The organism is Nocardioides ganghwensis (genome assembly GCF_014779655.1).
Taxonomy (GTDB): domain Bacteria; phylum Actinomycetota; class Actinomycetes; order Propionibacteriales; family Nocardioidaceae; genus Nocardioides; species Nocardioides ganghwensis.
Genome location: NZ_JACXYX010000003.1, coordinates 287009 through 303123 on the forward strand (window position 1 = coordinate 287009; position 16115 = coordinate 303123).

The following is a 16115-nucleotide window of genomic DNA, read 5'->3' on the forward strand; positions in this document are numbered from 1 at the left end:
TCAGCCCTTCACCGCCCCTGACGTACCCCCGCGGACGAGGTACTTCTGGAAGACGAAGAAGACGATCGCCACCGGGATGGTCATCAGCAGCGCCGCGGCCATGGTGATCGGGTACTGCGAGCCCGAGCCGAGCTGACCGCTGGTCAGCGTCGCGACGCCCTTCGTGAGGGTGAAGAGGTCGCTGTCCTGCGAGGCCACGATGAAGTGCGGCAGCTCGTTCCACGATCCCTGGAACGACAGGATCGTGATGGTGATCAGCGCCGGGCGCGCCATCGGCAGCACGACGGACCAGAAGGTGCGGAAGGTGCCGGCGCCGTCGATCCGGGCGGCCTCCTCGATCGACTCGGGGATCGACTCGAAGAACTGCTTCATGATGAAGACGCCCGCGGCGTCCACCAGGAGCGGCAGGACCAGCGCCGGGTAGGTGTCGTAGATGCCGAGGTAGCGCAGCACCAGGAACTTCGGGATCAGCAGGATGACGCCGGGCACCGCCATCACCGCGAGGATCGCGGTGAAGACCGCGCTGCGCCCGCGGAACTTGATGCGCGCCAGCGCGTAGCCGGCCAGCGAGCAGAGGAACACCCGGCCCGCGGTGACCAGCAGGGTGACGACCACCGAGTTGGTGAACCAGAGCGGGAAGTCGCGCTCCGCCAGCTCGCGGAACGCCGCCGTCGTGAAGGGGTCGGCGACGAGGGACAGCGGGTTGGCGACGGCGTCGGTGTTGGTCTTGAACGCCGTCGTGAGCTGCACCAGGAACGGATAGAGGTAGACGAACGAGAAGAAGACGAGGACGGCGTAACCGAGGAACAGGAGCAGGGCGGAGCGGTCGCCGATCATCGGCTTCGTGGACCGGCCGGTGCTCCGTCGACCGGTGCTCCGTCGGCCGGTGGTCGGCTCGTCGGTGGTCGGCTCGGTGGTGGTCTTCTGGGTGGTCATGCGGCACCTCCGGCCACGGCGCGGGCGCGCGCCTTCTTCGTACGCCGCTCCTGGCGCTTGAGTTCGATGGCGTCCTTGTCACGGAAGAGCCAGCGCTGCAGGGTCGCGCTCGCGAAGATGATGAGGAACAGGATGAAGGCCATCGCCGCTGCGACCCCCCACTTCTGGTTCTCGAAGGCGTAGAAGTAGGACAGGAACGCCGGGGTGAGGGTCGTCTTGCTCGGACCGCCCTGCGTCATGACGTAGACCTGGTCGAAGACCTGCCACGTGCCGATCAGTCCGAGGGTCGTGACGAGCAGCATCGTCGGGCGCAGGTGCGGCAGCGTGACGTTGCGGAACACCCCCCAGCGGCCGGCGCCGTCGATGCGTGCGGCCTCCTCGACCTCGACCGGCAGGTCCTGCAGCGCGGCGATGAACATCAGCATGAAGGTGCCGGTGGTCGTCCAGACGACGAGCATGATGATCACCGACAGGGCCACGCTGGGGCCGGAGAGCCACTGCCACCACGTCAAGCCGAGGAGGCCTCCTCCGGCGAGCGCGGACGGCGGGTCCGCAGCGTTCCAGAGCCCCAGCCCGTCACCGACGACGTGCAGCAGGCCGCGGGAGTCGTTGAACCAGGTCGGCCCGTCGACCCCGATGGTCTCGAGCATGGAGTTGACCACACCGCCCCCGGAGAACAGGAACAGGAAGACCAGGCTGATGGCCACCGAGCTCACCACCGACGGGAAGTAGAAGGCCGTACGGAAGAAGCCGACCGCCTTCAACATCTGCTGGTTGAGCACCAGGGCGAGGAACAGCGCGAACACGGTCTGGAGCGGCACCACGAGCAGGACGTAGTAGAAGTTGTTGCGCAGCGACGTCATGAAGTCCGCCCTGGTGAGCCCGCCCTGCTCCCCGAACAGCTCGCGGTAGTTGTCGGTGCCGACGAACCCGACCCCGGACGCGAACGGGCTGCCGCGGCCGTTCCAGTCGGTGAAGGACACCCACAGCGCCATCACCACCGGCACCGCGAGGAACAGCCCGAGCACGACCAGGGTCGGCAGCACGAAGAGCCAGCCGGCGCGGGTCTGGCCTCCGCGGATGCTGCCCGCGTTGCTCACTGCAGCTCCGCCTCGGCGTTCTTCTGGAAGGACTCGAGGATCTCGGTGGCGTCGGCCCTGGCGATCTGCTCGAGCTGCGAGTCGAGGTCGGCCAGCACCGGGCCGAGACCGGGCAGGTTCACCGGGCCCTGGCCGTACTCGCCACCCGCGATGAACGGGGCGTCCTCGGGGAACTGCTCGACGTAGTCGGCCTGCGCCGACTCGCGGCTGGGCATGACGCCGAAGGCCTCGGCGTTGGCGAGCTGCTGCTCCGGCGAGGTCATCGACTCGACCAGCGAGACGGCAGCCTCCTGGTCCTCGGAGTCGGCGGAGATGCCCCAGCACTGGGTGAAGAGCAGCGTGCCCTTGCCGGCCGGGCCCTCGGGGAGCTCAGCGACGGTGTAGTCGACGTCGGGGTAGTCGTTGCTCATCGCCCCGCGGATCCAGTTGCCCTCGATGGTCATCGCGGCCTTCTGGGTGCCGAAGGCCTCACCGCCCCAGCCGGCGTCGACGTCGGGGGCCAGCACGGCCGAGCCGCTGTCGAGCAGCCCCTGGACGTACTCCAGGGCCTCGACGTTGGAGGGCTCGGTGGCGGTCGCCTCGCCGGTCTCGCTGTCCACCCAGAAGCCGCCGTTCTGCACCAGGAAGGCGCCGACGCGGTCGCGGCCCAGGCCGAGGACGAGCCCCGCCTGCTGGGGAGTGGTGAGCTTGTCGGCGACGGTCTGCAGCTCGTCCCAGGTGGTCGGGATGTCGGCGTCGGTCAGGCCGGCCTTCTTCCACGCCGCGGTGTTGATCTGGAGGGCGAGGGTCGAGAAGTCCTTCGGGGCGCAGTAGGCCTGGTCGTCGAGGGTGAAGGTCTCGACGAGGTTGGGGTAGAAGTCGTCGGCGTCCTCCATCTGGTCGAGGTAGGGGTAGAGGTTGCCGGCCTCGGCGTAGTCGCCGAAGACGCCCGCGTCGACGTAGAACACGTCCGGCGGGTTGCCGCCCGCGAAGCCCTGCGAGAGCTGCTGGGCGATGTCGTTGGCGACCACGACCTCCACCTCGTTGCCGCTCTCCTCGGCCCACGCGGCGGCCGCGTCCTCGACGGCCTGGGTCTCGGCGTCACCGCTGGACGCGATCAGCACCTGCAGCTCGACCGGGCCGTCGCCGGACGACGCCGGCTCGGAGGAGCCGTCGTCCTCGAAGCCGCCGCCGCACGCCGCGAGGGCGAGCGACGTGCTGACGGCGAGTGCTGCCAGGGATGCCCGGCGGTACCGGGGGGTGCGCGACGAGGTGGTCGACATGGTGGCTCCTTGGGTTGGGGGTGGGGGAGGTGGCTGTCTGGGTCTGGGTCTGGGTCTGGGTCTGGGTCTGGGTCGGGGGTGGGGTCTGGGTCTGGTCAGGTCGGGAGGTGCAGCACGGGGGGTACGAGCAGGCCCTGCGCGGGCCGGTCGGGGGTCTCGAGCCGGCCGGTGAGCAGCTCGATGCACAGGTGGGCGGCCTGGTCGATCGGCTGGGCCACGCTGGCCAGGCCGAGGGCGGCGGCCACGGGCGTGGCGTCGAAGCCGACCACCGTCGCCGGCTCGCCGCCGCGCGTCGTCGCCGCGCGGTGGGCGCCCAGCGCGAGGGTGTCGCTGGCGCACACGATGGCGTCCGGTGCGTCGGGCGCGTCGAGGAGCTCGGCCACGGCTGCCTGCGCGGCGGCGGCGTCGTTGAGGCTGCGGGCCTCGAGGGCCGCGCCGCCGAGACCGGCCTCGGCGAGGGCGTCCAGCCAGCCGCGCCGGCGGTCGGTGCCGGTGCTCGGCTCCGCGCCGTCGCCGGGCCAGCCGAGGTAGGCGATGCGACGGCGACCGAGGTCGAGGAGGTGCTGGACGGCCAGGCCGGTGCCGACGGCGCCGTCGACGTCGACCCAGTCGTGCGGCTCGTCGTCGTGGCCCCACGGCCGGCCGAAGGCGCAGAAGGTGGTGCCGTTGGCGCGCAGGTGGGCGGGGCGCTCGTCGTCGGCGCTGGTGGCGGTGAGCACGACCGCGTCGGCCGCGCCGGTGAGCACGAGCTCGTCGATGAGCGCCACCTCCGCGGCCTCGTCCTCGGGCTGGGCGTACAGCAGCACGCGCAGGCCGTTGTCCTGCCCGGCCTCGGCGAGCCCGTGGTAGAAGGCGTCGAGCACGAGGCCCGAGATGCCGTCCTGCTGGCGCTCGGCGCGTACGGCGATGGCGTGCGCGCGGCGGGTGGCGAGCTGGCGGGCGGGCAGCGACGGCCGGTAGCCGCTCTCGCGGATGGCGGCGAGCACCCGCTCGCGGGTCGGCGCGGCGACGCGGGAGGGGTGGCGCAGCACGTTGGAGACGGTCTGCCGCGAGACGCCGGCGCGGGCCGCGACCGAGTCGAGCGTGGCGGGTCCGGACTCGGCCATCTCGTCCTCCTCGATCGGTGCTCCGGTGGCTCCGGAATGCGGGGTAGCGGTGCGCCAGTGCGGCCACTAGGGTGTTTGAGCGCTCAAACTTTGAGCGCTCAAACCGTAACCCACGTCACACTCGTTGGGAAGCCCCTCCCGCCCCGACCCCGAAGGACCGTCGATGGAACAACCCTGGCTGCACGACCTGTCCCTCACGCTCGCGGCGCCGACGCAGGTGTGGTCGGCCGGCGACGGCCAGGTGCGCCCGGGCGGCCTGGCCGGCGTCCACCACGCCGATCGCCGGGTGCTCTGCCTGCTGGCGCTCGAGGTCGACGGGCAGGAGCCGACGCCCGTCGCGGCGCACAGCGTGCGGGGTGACACCCACTCCTTCGTGTCCGTGCCCCGGCACCTCGGCGACCCCGGTCCCGACCCGACGGTGCGCCTGGTCCGGCGGCGCGACGTCGAGCCCGGCCTCGTGCGGGAGACGTACGTGCTCTCCAGCACCGCGGCCGAGCCGGTGACGTGCACGCTCGGGCTGCGGGTCGCCGCCGACCTCGCGCCGATGGACGGCGTGAAGTCCGGCGCCACCTTCGAGCCGGTCCCGGCCGACGGCGTCGGCGGCTCGTTGCTGACCTGGGACCGCGACGGCCTCCGGGCAACCCTGCGCGTCCCGGGCGCTCGTACGACGACGGACGGCACGGAGGTCGTGGCGACGTGGGACGTCGTCGTGCCCCCGGGCGAGAGCGTCGCCCACGACCTGCTGGTCACCCTCGACGCCGCCGGGGCGGTTGTCTCGGCGCCGCGACGCGACGCGGGCTGGCCCGACGTCGAGGTGGCGAGCGCCGACCGCCGGATCGCGCCGGTCCTGCGGCGCAGCCTCGACGACCTCCGCCTGCTCCGCCTCGCGGCTCCCGGCGCCGACGGCGCGGACGAGGAGTTCATCGGCGCCGGCGCCCCGTGGTTCCTCACGCTGTTCGGCCGCGACAGCCTCTGGACCGCGCGCATGCTCATGCCGGTCACCACCGACCTGGCGATGTCGACCCTGCGGCTCCTCGCGCACCACCAGGGCACCCGCACCGACGACGTCACCGCCGAGGAGCCCGGCAAGATCCTGCACGAGGTGCGCTCGGCCGGCTTCAGCCTCGGCGAGGACGACGGCGCCGACCGCCACCTGCCGCCGGTCTACTACGGCACGATCGACGCCACCCCGCTGTGGGCGCTGACCCTGCACGACGCGTGGAGCTGGGGCGCCCCCGGCGACCAGGTCGAGCCGCTGCTGCCCGCGCTCGAGCGGGCCCTCGCGTGGCAGGTCGAGCACGGCGACGCCGACGGCGACGGGCTCCTGGAGTACGTCGACCGCTCCGGCCACGGCCTGTCCAACCAGGGCTGGAAGGACTCCGGCGACGCCGTACGCCGCAGCGACGGCAGCCGCGCCACCTCGCCGCTCGCGCTGGCGGAGGTGCAGGGCTACGCCTACGCCGCGGCGGTGCGGGGCGCCGACCTGCTGGAGGCGTACGGCCGGCCCGGCGTCGACAGGTGGCGCGAGTGGGCCGCGCGGCTGCGCGAGGAGTTCGCCCGCCGCTTCTGGGTCGAGGACGCCGTCGGTGCGTTCCCGGCGATCGCGCTCGACCGCGACAAGCGCCCCGTCGTCTCCCTGACGAGCAACATCGGGCACCTGCTCGGCACCGGGATCCTCGACGCCGAGGGCGTCGACCTCGTCGCCCGACGGCTCGTCGGCCACGACATGCAGTCGGGCTTCGGCATCCGCACGCTGTCGACGCAGGCCGCGGGCTACTCTCCGACGGGCTACCACGTGGGGTCCGTGTGGCCGCACGACACCGCGATCTGCCTGGCCGGGCTCGCAGCGGAGCAGCGACCCGAGACGGCCGAGGTGGCCGAGGCGCTGCTGTCCGCGCTCACGGCCTTCGGCGGCCGGCCGCCGGAGCTCTTCGCCGGCGACGCGGCCTCGGCCCAACCCGTCCCCCTGCCCTATCCCGCGGCCTGCCGCCCGCAGGCCTGGTCGGCCGCCTCCGCGGTCTCGCTGGTCTCCTCCGTGCTCGGCCTGCGGCCCGACCGCGACGCCGAGCACGGCCTGTCCCTGGCGCCGGTGCAGCCCTGGGGGTTCGGCACGACGCGGATCGCGGGGCTCGGCACGCACGAGCGCCGGGTCGCGATCGAGGTGTCCGAGGACGGGCGGGCCACCACCGGGTGAGGACCCGCTGAACGCCCCCTGTCCCCGTCCCCAGGGGTGTGGGACGGTGGTGCCGGCGACACCAGACTCGACACCACTTCCCGGGGCGGACCGTCCGTCGCGGCACATCGAGGAGGAACCATGACGACTCCCGGCAACCCGCTCGGCGACGACGAGATCACGACCGAGGGCGTCGACCCGACCGGTGTGGCAGCCGGCCCCGGCACCGACGCCGACGGCACGGACGCGGACGCCACCGACGGCGACTCGACCGACGCGACCGACGGCGACTCCACGGACGCCGACGGCACGGACGCCGACGCCAGCGACGGCGACTCGACCGACGCCACGGACGGCGACTCGACCGACGCCGACGGCACCGACGGGACCGCGCTCTGAGCGCTCTCGACCGGCTGACCGGTGACGCCCAGACCTTCCTCGACAAGGTCTGGGCGTCGTCGGTGCACGTCCATCGCACCGACCCGGCGTACGGCGCCGAGGTCCTCTCCCTCGCCCACGTCGACCACCTGCTGACCGAGACCGCGATCCGCGCGCCCGCGGTGCGCGTCGCGCGCAACGGGTCGGTGCTGCCGGAGTCGTCGTTCACCCGCGGCGGCAGCCTCGCCGGCAAGCCGCTGACCGGGCTGGTCGACCCGGTCAGGCTCATGCGCCTGCACGACGAGGGCGCCACCATCGTGCTCCAGGGCCTCCAGCGCTACTGGTCGCCCGTCGGCGACCTCGTCGCCGAGCTCGAGCTCGAGCTCGGCCACCCCTGCCAGGCCAACGCCTACCTGACCCCGCCCGGCGCCCAGGGCTTCGCGGTCCACTCCGACTCCCACGACGTCTTCGTCCTGCAGACGCACGGCACCAAGATGTGGGAGGTCCACGGCGAGGGCGGACCCGGCGACCTGCTCCTCGAGCCCGGCGTCGTCGCCTACCTCCCGACCGGCACGCCGCACGCCGCTCGCGCGCAGGAGTCGGTGTCGCTGCACCTCACCATCGGCATCAACCAGCTGACCTGGCGCAGCCTGCTGACCCGCGAGGTCGGTCGGCTGCTCGCGGAGGTGCCCGACGAGCACCTCCCCGCGGGCTACCTCACCGACCCCGCCCGGCTCGCCGACGGCCTCGGCGAGCACCTCGCCGCGGTCGCCGACGCCGTACGCCACCTCGACCCGGCCGCGCTCGCGGCGGCCCAGGCCGAGGGGTTCCTCGCCGGACGACCCCCGCGCCTCGCCGGTGCCCTGCTCGACCGCGACGCGCTCGCCCGGGGCATCTTGGCGGACACCCGGCTCCGGCGTCGCCGCGGCCACCCCTGCGAGCTGGTCGACGACGGCGACACCGTCCGGGTGCTGATCGGCGACCGGGCCCTGCGGGTCCCCGCCCGGGTCCGCCCGGCGCTCGAGCACGTCGCGACCCACCACGAGCTCACGCCCGCCGCCCTCGCCCCGCTCGACGTCGAGAGTGCCCTCGTGCTCTGTCGCCGCCTGGTCCGGGAGGGGCTGCTCGAGGTCGCGCGATGACCGGGTTCCGCTGCGCGGTCGCGAGCCGGGAGCGCGGGGACGAGCTCGCCGGCACCGCTTCGACGGTCCGCAGCTTCCTGCTCGTCGAGCACGCCGGTCCGTGGGGAGCCGACGCGCTGCGCGACGCCCGGCTGCCCGAGGGCCTGGGCGAGCACCTGCGCGAGGCGTCGCGCCGCAACCGCGTGCGCGTCCTGCTCGTACGCCGGCCTGGACGTCGCGCCACTGGCGGCCCGGTGCGCGTGGTCGCCGCGCGTGCGGCCGGTCCCGGGTCCTGGCTGGAGAGCGCCTCGCTCGACGGCCTGGCGGACGTACGCTCCCTCGACCTGGCCGCGCTGGGCGCCGGGCGCAGCCTCGGCCTCGACCGGTCGACCGCGTCGCTGCTCGCCGTCTGCACCCACGGCCGCCACGACGCCTGCTGCACCGAGCTCGGGCGTCCCGTGGCGCTCGCGCTCGCCGACGGACCCCATGGTGACGCGACGTGGGAGACCTCCCACGTCGGCGGCGACCGGTTCGCCGGCAACCTCGTCGTGCTGCCGCGCGGTCTCTACTACGGCGGCCTCGACCCCGACTCGGCCCGCGCCGTCGCGGACGCGACCGCCGTCGGCCAGGTGCTGCTCGAGCACTTCCGCGGCCGGTCCGACCTGCCGATGGCCGCCCAGGCCGCCGACGTGGCGCTGCGCCGGGAGCATCGGCTCACCGGTCTCGACGACGTGCAGGTCCGGGGCGTGCGCGTCGACGGCGACCTGACCGCGGTGCGGTGCGAGGTGCGCGGGCTCGGCGTCCGCGACGTCGTCGTACGCCGGGTGCCGGGCGAGGACGCCCACCAGCTGACCTGCTCGGCGCGCCGCGCGAGCACGATCCCGCGCCACGAGGTCGTCGAGGTCGGCGAGGTCAACCCAGACGGGTCCTGATGTCCGCCGCCTCGAGGTTGCGGGCGGCGCGGTCGGCCTGCGCCTGCTCACGCTCGGCGACGGTCGCGGCGTCGCGGGCCTCGACCCGCGCGTCGACGAGCTCGCGGTGCAGCGCCTGGACCTTGGCGGCCTGCGCCGAGATCTCCTCGTGGGGCGCCTCGGCCAGGACGAGCTCCTCGAGGCTGTCGAGCGCGGCCTGCTCGCGGCGCTTGAGCGCCTCGACCGTGCCGCGGGCGGCGTCCGCGACGTCGGCGGCCTCGACGGCCTCCATCGCCTCCTCGGCCGCCTCGCGGCGCAGCTCGCCGAACCGCACCTGGTTGGTGGTGGCGGCGACGAGCTTCTGCCCGTCCTCGTCCGGGTGCACCCCGGCGTGGTCGGCGAGCGCCTTGACCAGCTCGCGGGTGCCGGCCCGCCGGGCGTCGCGCAGCTCGATCTTGGCCTCGAAGCACGCCTGGTAGGCCTTCCAGTCGGCCTCCCACGCGTCGGCCTGCTGTCGCGTGGCGTCGCCGGGCAGGGTCTCGACGGGCGGCCAGATCCGGTGGTCGCGGACCTCGAGCCCCTTGCCGGCGGCGAAGGCGCGCAGCTGCTCGAGCCCGTCGCGGTGACGGCGGAGCACGTCGGAGTAGGCGTTGATCGCGCGCCCGAGGCCGCGCAGGTCGTCGCGGACGGACGCCGACTCCTCGTGGCGACGGGCGGCCCGCTCGCGCAGCTTGTCGGCGGCCTCACCGGCGAAGACGTCCTCCGACAGGGTGGACGTGCGCTCGAACGCGTCGACCGCGAGCTCGACCTTGGCGGCCAGGCGGCGTACGGAGTCGCCGTAGGCGTCGACCTTGCCGGGCTCGAGCCAGCGGTAGTGGCAGCCGATCGGGTCGCCGAACCGGAGCCCCTCCCGCTCGGTCTCGACCAGCGCCTCGGCCGCGACCCGCGTCACGGCTTCACCTCGGCGAGCCTGGCCGCGACCGTGGCCGCCTCGCCGACCATGAGGTCGAGCTCGTCGAAGTCGACGACCGAGTCGTCGATGGCCCCCGCGATGCTGCGGCAGCGCCTGGCGACCTGCTCGGTGTCGTCGACGAGGCTGCGGACCCCCTCGACCAGCAGGTCGCGCCACGGGAAGTCGTCGGCGGGGTGGTCGATGTCGCCGAGCGCCGCCGTCAGGTCCTCACGGGCGGAGTCGAGCTCCTCCTTGGCGCCCCGCAGCGCCCGCTGGTTGATCGCGATCGGCCTCATGGCGGTCTTCTGCCCGCCGGAGCGGGCCCGAAACCCGAGGTCGTGAAGTTGTGAACCACCGAGGTCGGCGGTCCGGACCGGGAGCGGCGGGCGGGGGACCGCTCAGACGTGGCCGCTGAGCTGGGCCATCCGCAGCTCGAGCTTGTTGAGCAGCTCGCTGCAGGCCTTGTCGGGCAGCCTGGACCCGGCGCCCTTCCGGCCACCGCCCTGCGCGCACACCGGGAGCACGTCGATCGAGAGCCGGGCGCCGCCGGCGAGGGCGCGGAGCTCGTCGAGCTTGTCGCCGAAGGGCGAGCCGCTGCCGGGGGAGTAGTAGTGCACGGCCGCGTCGATGTCGTCGGCGAAGAGGTCGGCCTTGGTCACCGCGACGACCAGCCACGTGGGGCGCTCGCGGCGTACGGCCATGCTGGCGATCCGGTGGGCGGTGATCGCCCAGTCCTCGAGCTCGGCGGCGAGCTGCTCCTCGCGGGAGGCGAGCGCGGCGCCGGTGGTGCCGGCCGTACGCCGGGGCGTGGCGTAGCCGTTGGCGACCACGTGCAGCACCCCGTCGACCGGCTCGTCGTGGAAGACCTCGTCGAGCGCGCCGAGGCGGGTGGCGGCGTTCTCGCCGGGGACCACGCGGAAGCGGTAGCCGCGCAATCGGGCGTTGCGACGCGTACGCCGCTCCATCACCGCCGAGCCGACCTCGGCGCCGTCGGTGGCCGAGGCCTCGGCGCTCGCGCGCCGGGCGAGGCGGTCGGCCAGCCGGGTCTTGCCGACGCCGGTCATGCCCGTCACCGCCACCGTCGGGTAGCGGTGCCGGAGCAGGCGGGAGGCGCGTTCGGGGGCCTGGGAGAGCGCGGCGAGGGCGCCCCCGGCGATGGTCGTGCCGAGGGCTGCCTTGCCGTGTCGCAACGGTGACTGCATGCCCCCATCCTGTCCGACGAGGGGTGGCGGGCCACGCCCGGCGGGCGCACGACTTGGCCCGCAACCACTGGTCTTGGACAATGACGGTGCCCGACCCACCCGCCCGGAAGGCATCCCCCACCCACATGGACACCGAGAACCGCCCTGTGCTGATGGGGCTCGTCGCCCTGGTCGGCGTCGCCGTGGCCCTCGGCCTGCTGGGTGGTCTCGCCGTGCTCGCGGGGGTCCAGGCCACCGGCATCGGCGACACGTCGTCGTCCAGCGACGACTCGACGGCGTCGGCGACCTTCCGGCTGCCCAAGCCGAGCGAGACCGCCACCGAGACCGTCCCCGAGCAGCCGACGGAGCCGGAGCCCGGCACCGAGACCTCGTCGGAGGCCCCCGCCACGGGCATCTCGCTCTCCGCGACCCAGCAGTCGGTCAGCCCGATGCAGCAGATCGACCTCACCGGGACCTACGAGGGCGGCGAGGGCGCGATCCTGCAGGTGCAGCGGCTCGAGAACGGCGCCTGGTCGGACTTCCCGGTGACCATGTCGGTCAGCGGCGGCACGTTCGCGACCTACGTCCAGACCAGCCGCACCGGTCCCAACAAGTTCCGCGTGGTCGACACCGACTCCGACGTCGTCTCCAACGAGATCACCGTCACCGTCGGCTGAGCGCCAGCCTCGCCCGGTCCACCCGGTGCGTCCAGAGGCCCACCCAGCCCGCGCCGGCCAGCCCCAGTACGCCGAGGACGAGGCACGCGGTCGCCAGCGGGGCCGTCGCGGCGATGGCGCTCACCAGGAGCGGGCCGCCGGTGTTGCCGACGTCGCCGCAGAGCCGCCACGCGCCGAGGAACTGCGGGCGCCCCTCGTCGGGGGCCGCGTCCGCACCGAGCGTCATCACGATGCCCGAGCCGAGGCCGTTGCCGCAGGCGATGAGCGCCATCACCAGGGCCACCGACGCCGTGCTGGTGGCGAGCGGCAGCAACAGGCACGCCACGGCCATGGAGAGGACCACCGGCACCGCGACGACCATCCGGCCGCGGGTGTCCATCAGCCAGCCGCCGGGCCACATGAACGCGACGTCGAGGGCGGCCGCGCCGGCGAAGATCAGTGACGTCGTCGAGGCCGACAGCCCGATGTGGTCGGCCCAGAGCGGCAGCAGGCTCAGCCGCAGGGAACGGGTCATGCCGAGGACGACGACGGCCGTGCCCAGCGTCGCCAGCAGCCGGCGGTGCGACGCGATCACCGTCCACACGCCCAGGTGCCCGCCCGCGCGCGCCGCGGCACGCTTCTCCTCGCCGAGGTCGGGCATGGTGGCGGCGAGCAGCGAGGCCAGGACGGACATCGCGGCGCCGAGCCAGAACACGCTGGTGAGGTCGGTGAGGGCGATCAGTCCGGCGCCGATCAGCGGCCCGATGAGCACGCCGACGCGGTAGGACCCGCCCAGCAGCGACATCGCCCGCGCGCGGTGGGTGATCGGGACGACGTCGATCATGAAGCCCTGGCGCGCGATGAGGAAGAGCGTCCAGCACACCCCGCTCAGCAGCACGCCGAGCGCCAGGCCGAGCACCGAGTCGGTCAGCGCGGCGAGCGCCATCGCCCCGGCGTCGACGAAGCCGGCGCCCACCAGCGCGCGCCGCTCCCCGATCCGGGCGACGAGCGCGCCGGCGGGCAGGCTCGCCAGCAGCATGCCGACGCCGGTCAGCGCGACGATCGCGGCGGCCGTGCTGACGTCCGCCCCGAGGTCGCGGGCCCGCAGCGCGAGCACCGGCATGATCGCGCCGTGCCCGATCGCGGAGACGATCGAGGGGCCGTACGCCACGAGCCAGATGTCGCGGAAGCGGAACTCCTGCGCGGCCCCCGACGTCACCGACGCATCCTCTCAGCAGCGCCCGGTGGGCGGTGCCCCACCCACATCCTCGCGGACGGGAATGTGGCTCACTCACCGCTCACAGCGAGCCTCCGTACGACACGCCGGGGGGCGGTGCCCCACCCACATCCTCGCGGACGGGAATGTGGGTCGCTCACCGCTCACAGCGAGCCTCCGTACGACACGCCGGTGGGCGGTGTCCCACCCACATTCTCGCGGACGGGAATGTGGGTCGCTCACCGCTCCGGGTGCGCGCGAGTCAGGGGATCCAGTCGAAGGCGTCGGGGTTCGGGCCGAGCCGCCCGGCCTCGCCGCGGTCGAGCCCGTCGAGCGCGGACATGTGGTGCGGCTCGAGCTCGAAGTCGAAGATCTCGAAGTTCTGCCGCATCCGCTCGGGGTTCATCGACTTCGGGAAGACGATGTCGCCGCGCTGCACGTGCCAGCGAAGGGCGACCTGCGCGGGCGTACGCCCCACGAGCGAGGCGATCTCGCCGATGGTGTCGTCGTCGACGACCGTGCCCTTGGCGATCGGCGACCACGCCTCGGTGAGCACGCCGTGGCGCTTGTTGGCGGCGCGGACGTCCTCGTTGGCGAAGAACGGGTGCACCTCGACCTGGTTGACCACCGGCACGACACCGGTCTCCTCGACGATCCGGTCGAGGTGCGCGGGCTGGAAGTTGGAGACGCCGATGCTGCGGGTCTTCCCGGCCTCCTGCGCCTCGATGAGCGCCCGCCAGGTCTGCACGAAGTCGCCGTCGTACCGGGTCGGCAGAGGCCAGTGGATGAGGAACAGGTCGACCTGGTCGAGGCCGAGGCGCACCAGCGAGGCGTCGATCTCGCGGCGCGCGTCGTCGGGGCGGTGGAAGCCGTTGTTGAGCTTGGTGGTGACGTAGAGGTCGTCGCGGGCGATGCCGGAGGCCTTGATCGCCTCGCCGACGCCCGCCTCGTTGCCGTACATCTGCGCGGTGTCGATGTGGCGGTAGCCCGCCTCGAGGGCCGCGGTCACGGTCGCCGCGGTCTCCGGCGGCGGCACCTGGAAGACGCCGAAGCCGAGCTGGGGGATGGACGTGCCGTCGTGGAGCGCGAGGTCAGGGACAGTCATACCTGTCCCTACGTCCGGTGGCTGCGAGGTATTCCGAAGTCGGTGGAGGTTGTCGGGACCCGCCCGTAGGCTCCGGGCGTGCCCGACAGCGACGACACCCAGCCCGCACCCCTCGACCTCCCCGGCCCCGGCGACTGGCTCGCCTGGGTCACCCAGCGCTGCGAGGACCAGCTCGCCGAGGCGCAGCAGCAGGTGGGCCTGGTCAAGGCCGGATCCTCCGACGCCCCCGTGGTCCTCACCGCGTGGAACAAGGCCGAGACCGCCCTCGCCAACGCCGGGTCCGTCTCGCTGTGGGCGGAGGTCCACCCCGACGCCGCCGTGCGCGACCGGGCCGACGAGCTGAGCCAGCAGGTCCAGAAGTACGTCACCGAGCTCGGCCTCGACCGCGACCTCTACGCCGTCCTCGACGCGCTCTCGCCCGACGGTCTCGACGACGACGCGCGCCGGGTGCTCGACCACACGCTGCGCGACTTCCGCCGCGCCGGCGTCGATCGCGACGACGCCACCCGCGACCGCCTGCGCGAGCTGAGCGAGCAGGGCGTGAAGCTCTCCCAGGACTTCGGCCGCAACATCCGCGACGACGTCCGCTCGATCCGGATCGCGCCCGAGCGGCTGGCCGGGCTGCCCGACGACTACCGCGAGGCCCACGCGCCCGACGAGGACGGGCTGGTCACCATCACCACCGACTACCCCGACCTGGTCCCCTTCACCACCTTCGGCGCCGACGCCGAGGCCCGCCACGAGCTCGCCCTCGCCCAGAACACCGTCGCGTGGCCGGCCAACGACCAGGTCCTCCAGGACCTCCTCGCCGTACGCCGCGAGACCGCGGCCCTGCTCGGCCACGCCTCGTGGCCCGACTACGACACCGAGGTCAAGATGATCGGCAGCGGCCAGGCGGTCGCCGACTTCATCGACCGCGTCGGCGACGCCGCCAAGCAGCGCGCCGGCGAGGAGCTGGCCGTCCTCCTCGAGCGCAAGCGCGTCGACGACCCGTCCGCCGACTCGGTCGCGACCTACGACTCGCGCTACTACGCCGAGCTGGTCCGCCGCGAGCAGTACGACGTCGACGGCCAGGTCGTGCGGACCTACTTCCCCTTCGAGCAGGTCCGCCAGGGGCTGCTCGAGGTGACCGGACGGCTCTTCGGCCTGGAGTGGACGCCGGTGTCCCGCGAGGAGGCCGGGACCTGGCACGACGAGGTCGCCAGCTACGACGTACGCCTCGACGGCACGCGCATCGGCCGGATCCACCTCGACCTGCACCCCCGCGACGGCAAGTTCAAGCACGCCGCGCAGTTCGACATGGTCACCGGCGTCGCCGGCGAGCAGCTGCCCGAGGGCGTCCTGGTCTGCAACTTCGCCCGCGGGCTGATGGAGCACGACGAGGTCGTCACGCTGTTCCACGAGTTCGGCCACCTGGTCCACCACGTGCTCGGCGGGCAGACCCGGTGGGCGCGCTTCTCCGGCGTCGCCACGGAGTGGGACTTCGTCGAGGCGCCGAGCCAGATGCTGGAGGAGTGGGCGTGGGACGCCGACGTCCTCGCCACCTTCGCCCGCAACGCCGAGGGCGAGACGATCCCGCGCGAGCTGGTCGCCGCGATGCGTCGCGCCGAGCAGTTCGGCAAGGGCCTCTACGCCGTGCAGCAGATGTCCTACGCCGCCCGGTCCTACTGGTTCCACGCCCAGCAGCACGACGACCTGACGGCCTTCGGTGACGAGCTCCAGCGCCGCTACTCGGTGTTCCCGCCGCTCGAGGGCGCCCACATGCACTGCGCCTTCGGCCACCTCGACGGCTACTCCTCGGGCTACTACACCTACATGTGGTCGCTGGTGATCGCCAAGGACCTGTTCTCCGCCTTCGACCGCGACGACCTGTTCGCGCCCGACGTCGCCCGTGCCTACCGCGACAAGGTGCTCGCGATGGGCGGGCGCAAGGACGCCGCCGACCTCGTCGCCGACTTCCTCGGCCGCCCCTACTCGTTCGACAGCTGGGCGGCCTGGCTGGCCGAGTAGGTCCGGGT

Annotated in this window: 15 protein-coding genes; 6 read left to right on the forward strand and 9 right to left on the reverse strand. The window is 73.4% G+C overall.

Features of this window, described 5'->3' with window-relative positions; translation table 11 throughout:
* From IEZ24_RS05385 to IEZ24_RS05400, 4 genes are all read right to left on the reverse strand, one after another.
* Complete coding sequence (locus tag IEZ24_RS05385; RefSeq protein ID WP_129452983.1) at nt 1–936, reverse strand: carbohydrate ABC transporter permease; 936 nt, start codon at nt 934–936, stop codon at nt 1–3.
* The gene (locus IEZ24_RS05390) at nt 933–2036 is read right to left on the reverse strand and encodes a carbohydrate ABC transporter permease (protein WP_207206657.1); all 1104 of its coding nucleotides are present in this window, start codon (nt 2034–2036) and stop codon (nt 933–935) included. Before IEZ24_RS05390 ends, IEZ24_RS05385 begins: the two co-directional genes overlap by 4 nt.
* The gene (locus tag IEZ24_RS05395; protein ID WP_129452982.1) at nt 2033–3298 is read right to left on the reverse strand and encodes a sugar ABC transporter substrate-binding protein; all 1266 of its coding nucleotides are present in this window, start codon (nt 3296–3298) and stop codon (nt 2033–2035) included. The genes IEZ24_RS05390 and IEZ24_RS05395 overlap by 4 nt, the downstream gene beginning before the upstream one ends.
* Before the next feature lie 95 nt (nt 3299–3393).
* Nucleotides 3394–4404 (reverse strand): LacI family DNA-binding transcriptional regulator, encoded by a 1011-nt coding sequence (locus IEZ24_RS05400; RefSeq protein WP_129452981.1) that lies wholly within the window; start codon nt 4402–4404, stop codon nt 3394–3396.
* A gap of 163 nt (nt 4405–4567) precedes the next feature.
* Between IEZ24_RS05400 and IEZ24_RS05405 the strand changes: the two genes are divergently transcribed.
* From IEZ24_RS05405 to IEZ24_RS05420, 4 genes are all read left to right on the forward strand, one after another.
* Nucleotides 4568–6598 carry an amylo-alpha-1,6-glucosidase gene (locus IEZ24_RS05405; RefSeq protein WP_129452980.1) on the forward strand — a complete coding sequence of 677 codons (2031 nt, stop codon included), beginning with the start codon at nt 4568–4570 and terminating at the stop codon, nt 6596–6598.
* Nucleotides 6599–6718: 120 nt separating this feature from the next.
* Nucleotides 6719–6976 carry a hypothetical protein gene (locus tag IEZ24_RS05410; protein WP_165355935.1) on the forward strand — a complete coding sequence of 86 codons (258 nt, stop codon included), beginning with the start codon at nt 6719–6721 and terminating at the stop codon, nt 6974–6976.
* Between the two features lie 62 nt (nt 6977–7038).
* A complete protein-coding gene (locus tag IEZ24_RS05415) occupies nt 7039–8097 on the forward strand; it encodes a cupin domain-containing protein (protein ID WP_242498335.1) in 1059 nt (352 codons plus the stop codon).
* Nucleotides 8094–9008, forward strand: a complete 915-nt coding sequence (locus IEZ24_RS05420) for a sucrase ferredoxin (RefSeq protein ID WP_129452979.1) — start codon at nt 8094–8096, stop codon at nt 9006–9008. Before IEZ24_RS05415 ends, IEZ24_RS05420 begins: the two co-directional genes overlap by 4 nt.
* Here the strand turns inward: IEZ24_RS05420 and IEZ24_RS05425 are convergent.
* The 3 genes from IEZ24_RS05425 to IEZ24_RS05435 form a co-directional block, all read right to left on the reverse strand.
* Nucleotides 8989–9939, reverse strand: coding sequence for a hypothetical protein (locus tag IEZ24_RS05425; protein WP_129452978.1), 951 nt, complete (start codon nt 9937–9939; stop codon nt 8989–8991). The genes IEZ24_RS05420 and IEZ24_RS05425 overlap by 20 nt on opposite strands.
* The gene (locus IEZ24_RS05430) at nt 9936–10235 is read right to left on the reverse strand and encodes a hypothetical protein (protein ID WP_129452977.1); all 300 of its coding nucleotides are present in this window, start codon (nt 10233–10235) and stop codon (nt 9936–9938) included. The genes IEZ24_RS05425 and IEZ24_RS05430 overlap by 4 nt, the downstream gene beginning before the upstream one ends.
* A 102-nt stretch (nt 10236–10337) precedes the next feature.
* Nucleotides 10338–11141 carry a hypothetical protein gene (locus IEZ24_RS05435; RefSeq protein WP_129452976.1) on the reverse strand — a complete coding sequence of 268 codons (804 nt, stop codon included), beginning with the start codon at nt 11139–11141 and terminating at the stop codon, nt 10338–10340.
* A gap of 125 nt (nt 11142–11266) precedes the next feature.
* On the opposite strand from IEZ24_RS05435, the gene IEZ24_RS05440 reads away from it, so the two are divergent.
* On the forward strand, nt 11267–11797 hold the full coding sequence (locus tag IEZ24_RS05440) for a hypothetical protein (protein ID WP_129452975.1): 531 nt from the start codon (nt 11267–11269) through the stop codon (nt 11795–11797).
* Here IEZ24_RS05440 and IEZ24_RS05445 read toward each other — a convergent pair.
* Nucleotides 11784–12995: an MFS transporter gene (locus IEZ24_RS05445; RefSeq protein WP_242498334.1), complete on the reverse strand. Its 1212-nt coding sequence runs from the start codon at nt 12993–12995 to the stop codon at nt 11784–11786. The genes IEZ24_RS05440 and IEZ24_RS05445 overlap by 14 nt on opposite strands.
* Nucleotides 12996–13254: 259 nt before the next feature.
* A complete protein-coding gene (locus IEZ24_RS05450) occupies nt 13255–14097 on the reverse strand; it encodes an aldo/keto reductase (RefSeq protein ID WP_129452974.1) in 843 nt (280 codons plus the stop codon).
* A 78-nt stretch (nt 14098–14175) separates the two neighbouring features.
* Here IEZ24_RS05450 and IEZ24_RS05455 point away from each other — a divergent pair, with 78 nt between their 5' ends.
* Nucleotides 14176–16107, forward strand: coding sequence for a M3 family metallopeptidase (locus IEZ24_RS05455; protein ID WP_129452973.1), 1932 nt, complete (start codon nt 14176–14178; stop codon nt 16105–16107).
* Nucleotides 16108–16115: the final 8 nt, after the last annotated feature.

Bases quoted from the DNA above. Each gene is read 5' to 3' on its own strand.
- IEZ24_RS05410 (WP_165355935.1), top strand. From the start codon at position 6,719: ATGACGACTCCCGGCAACCCGCTCGGCGACGACGAGATCACGACCGAG.
- IEZ24_RS05450 (WP_129452974.1), bottom strand. From the start codon at position 14,097: ATGACTGTCCCTGACCTCGCGCTCCACGACGGCACGTCCATCCCCCAG.
- IEZ24_RS05435 (WP_129452976.1), bottom strand. From the start codon at position 11,141: ATGCAGTCACCGTTGCGACACGGCAAGGCAGCCCTCGGCACGACCATC.
- IEZ24_RS05420 (WP_129452979.1), top strand. From the start codon at position 8,094: ATGACCGGGTTCCGCTGCGCGGTCGCGAGCCGGGAGCGCGGGGACGAG.
- IEZ24_RS05430 (WP_129452977.1), bottom strand. From the start codon at position 10,235: ATGAGGCCGATCGCGATCAACCAGCGGGCGCTGCGGGGCGCCAAGGAG.
- IEZ24_RS05405 (WP_129452980.1), top strand. From the start codon at position 4,568: ATGGAACAACCCTGGCTGCACGACCTGTCCCTCACGCTCGCGGCGCCG.
- IEZ24_RS05385 (WP_129452983.1), bottom strand. From the start codon at position 936: ATGACCACCCAGAAGACCACCACCGAGCCGACCACCGACGAGCCGACC.
- IEZ24_RS05395 (WP_129452982.1), bottom strand. From the start codon at position 3,298: ATGTCGACCACCTCGTCGCGCACCCCCCGGTACCGCCGGGCATCCCTG.
- IEZ24_RS05400 (WP_129452981.1), bottom strand. From the start codon at position 4,404: ATGGCCGAGTCCGGACCCGCCACGCTCGACTCGGTCGCGGCCCGCGCC.
- IEZ24_RS05440 (WP_129452975.1), top strand. From the start codon at position 11,267: ATGGACACCGAGAACCGCCCTGTGCTGATGGGGCTCGTCGCCCTGGTC.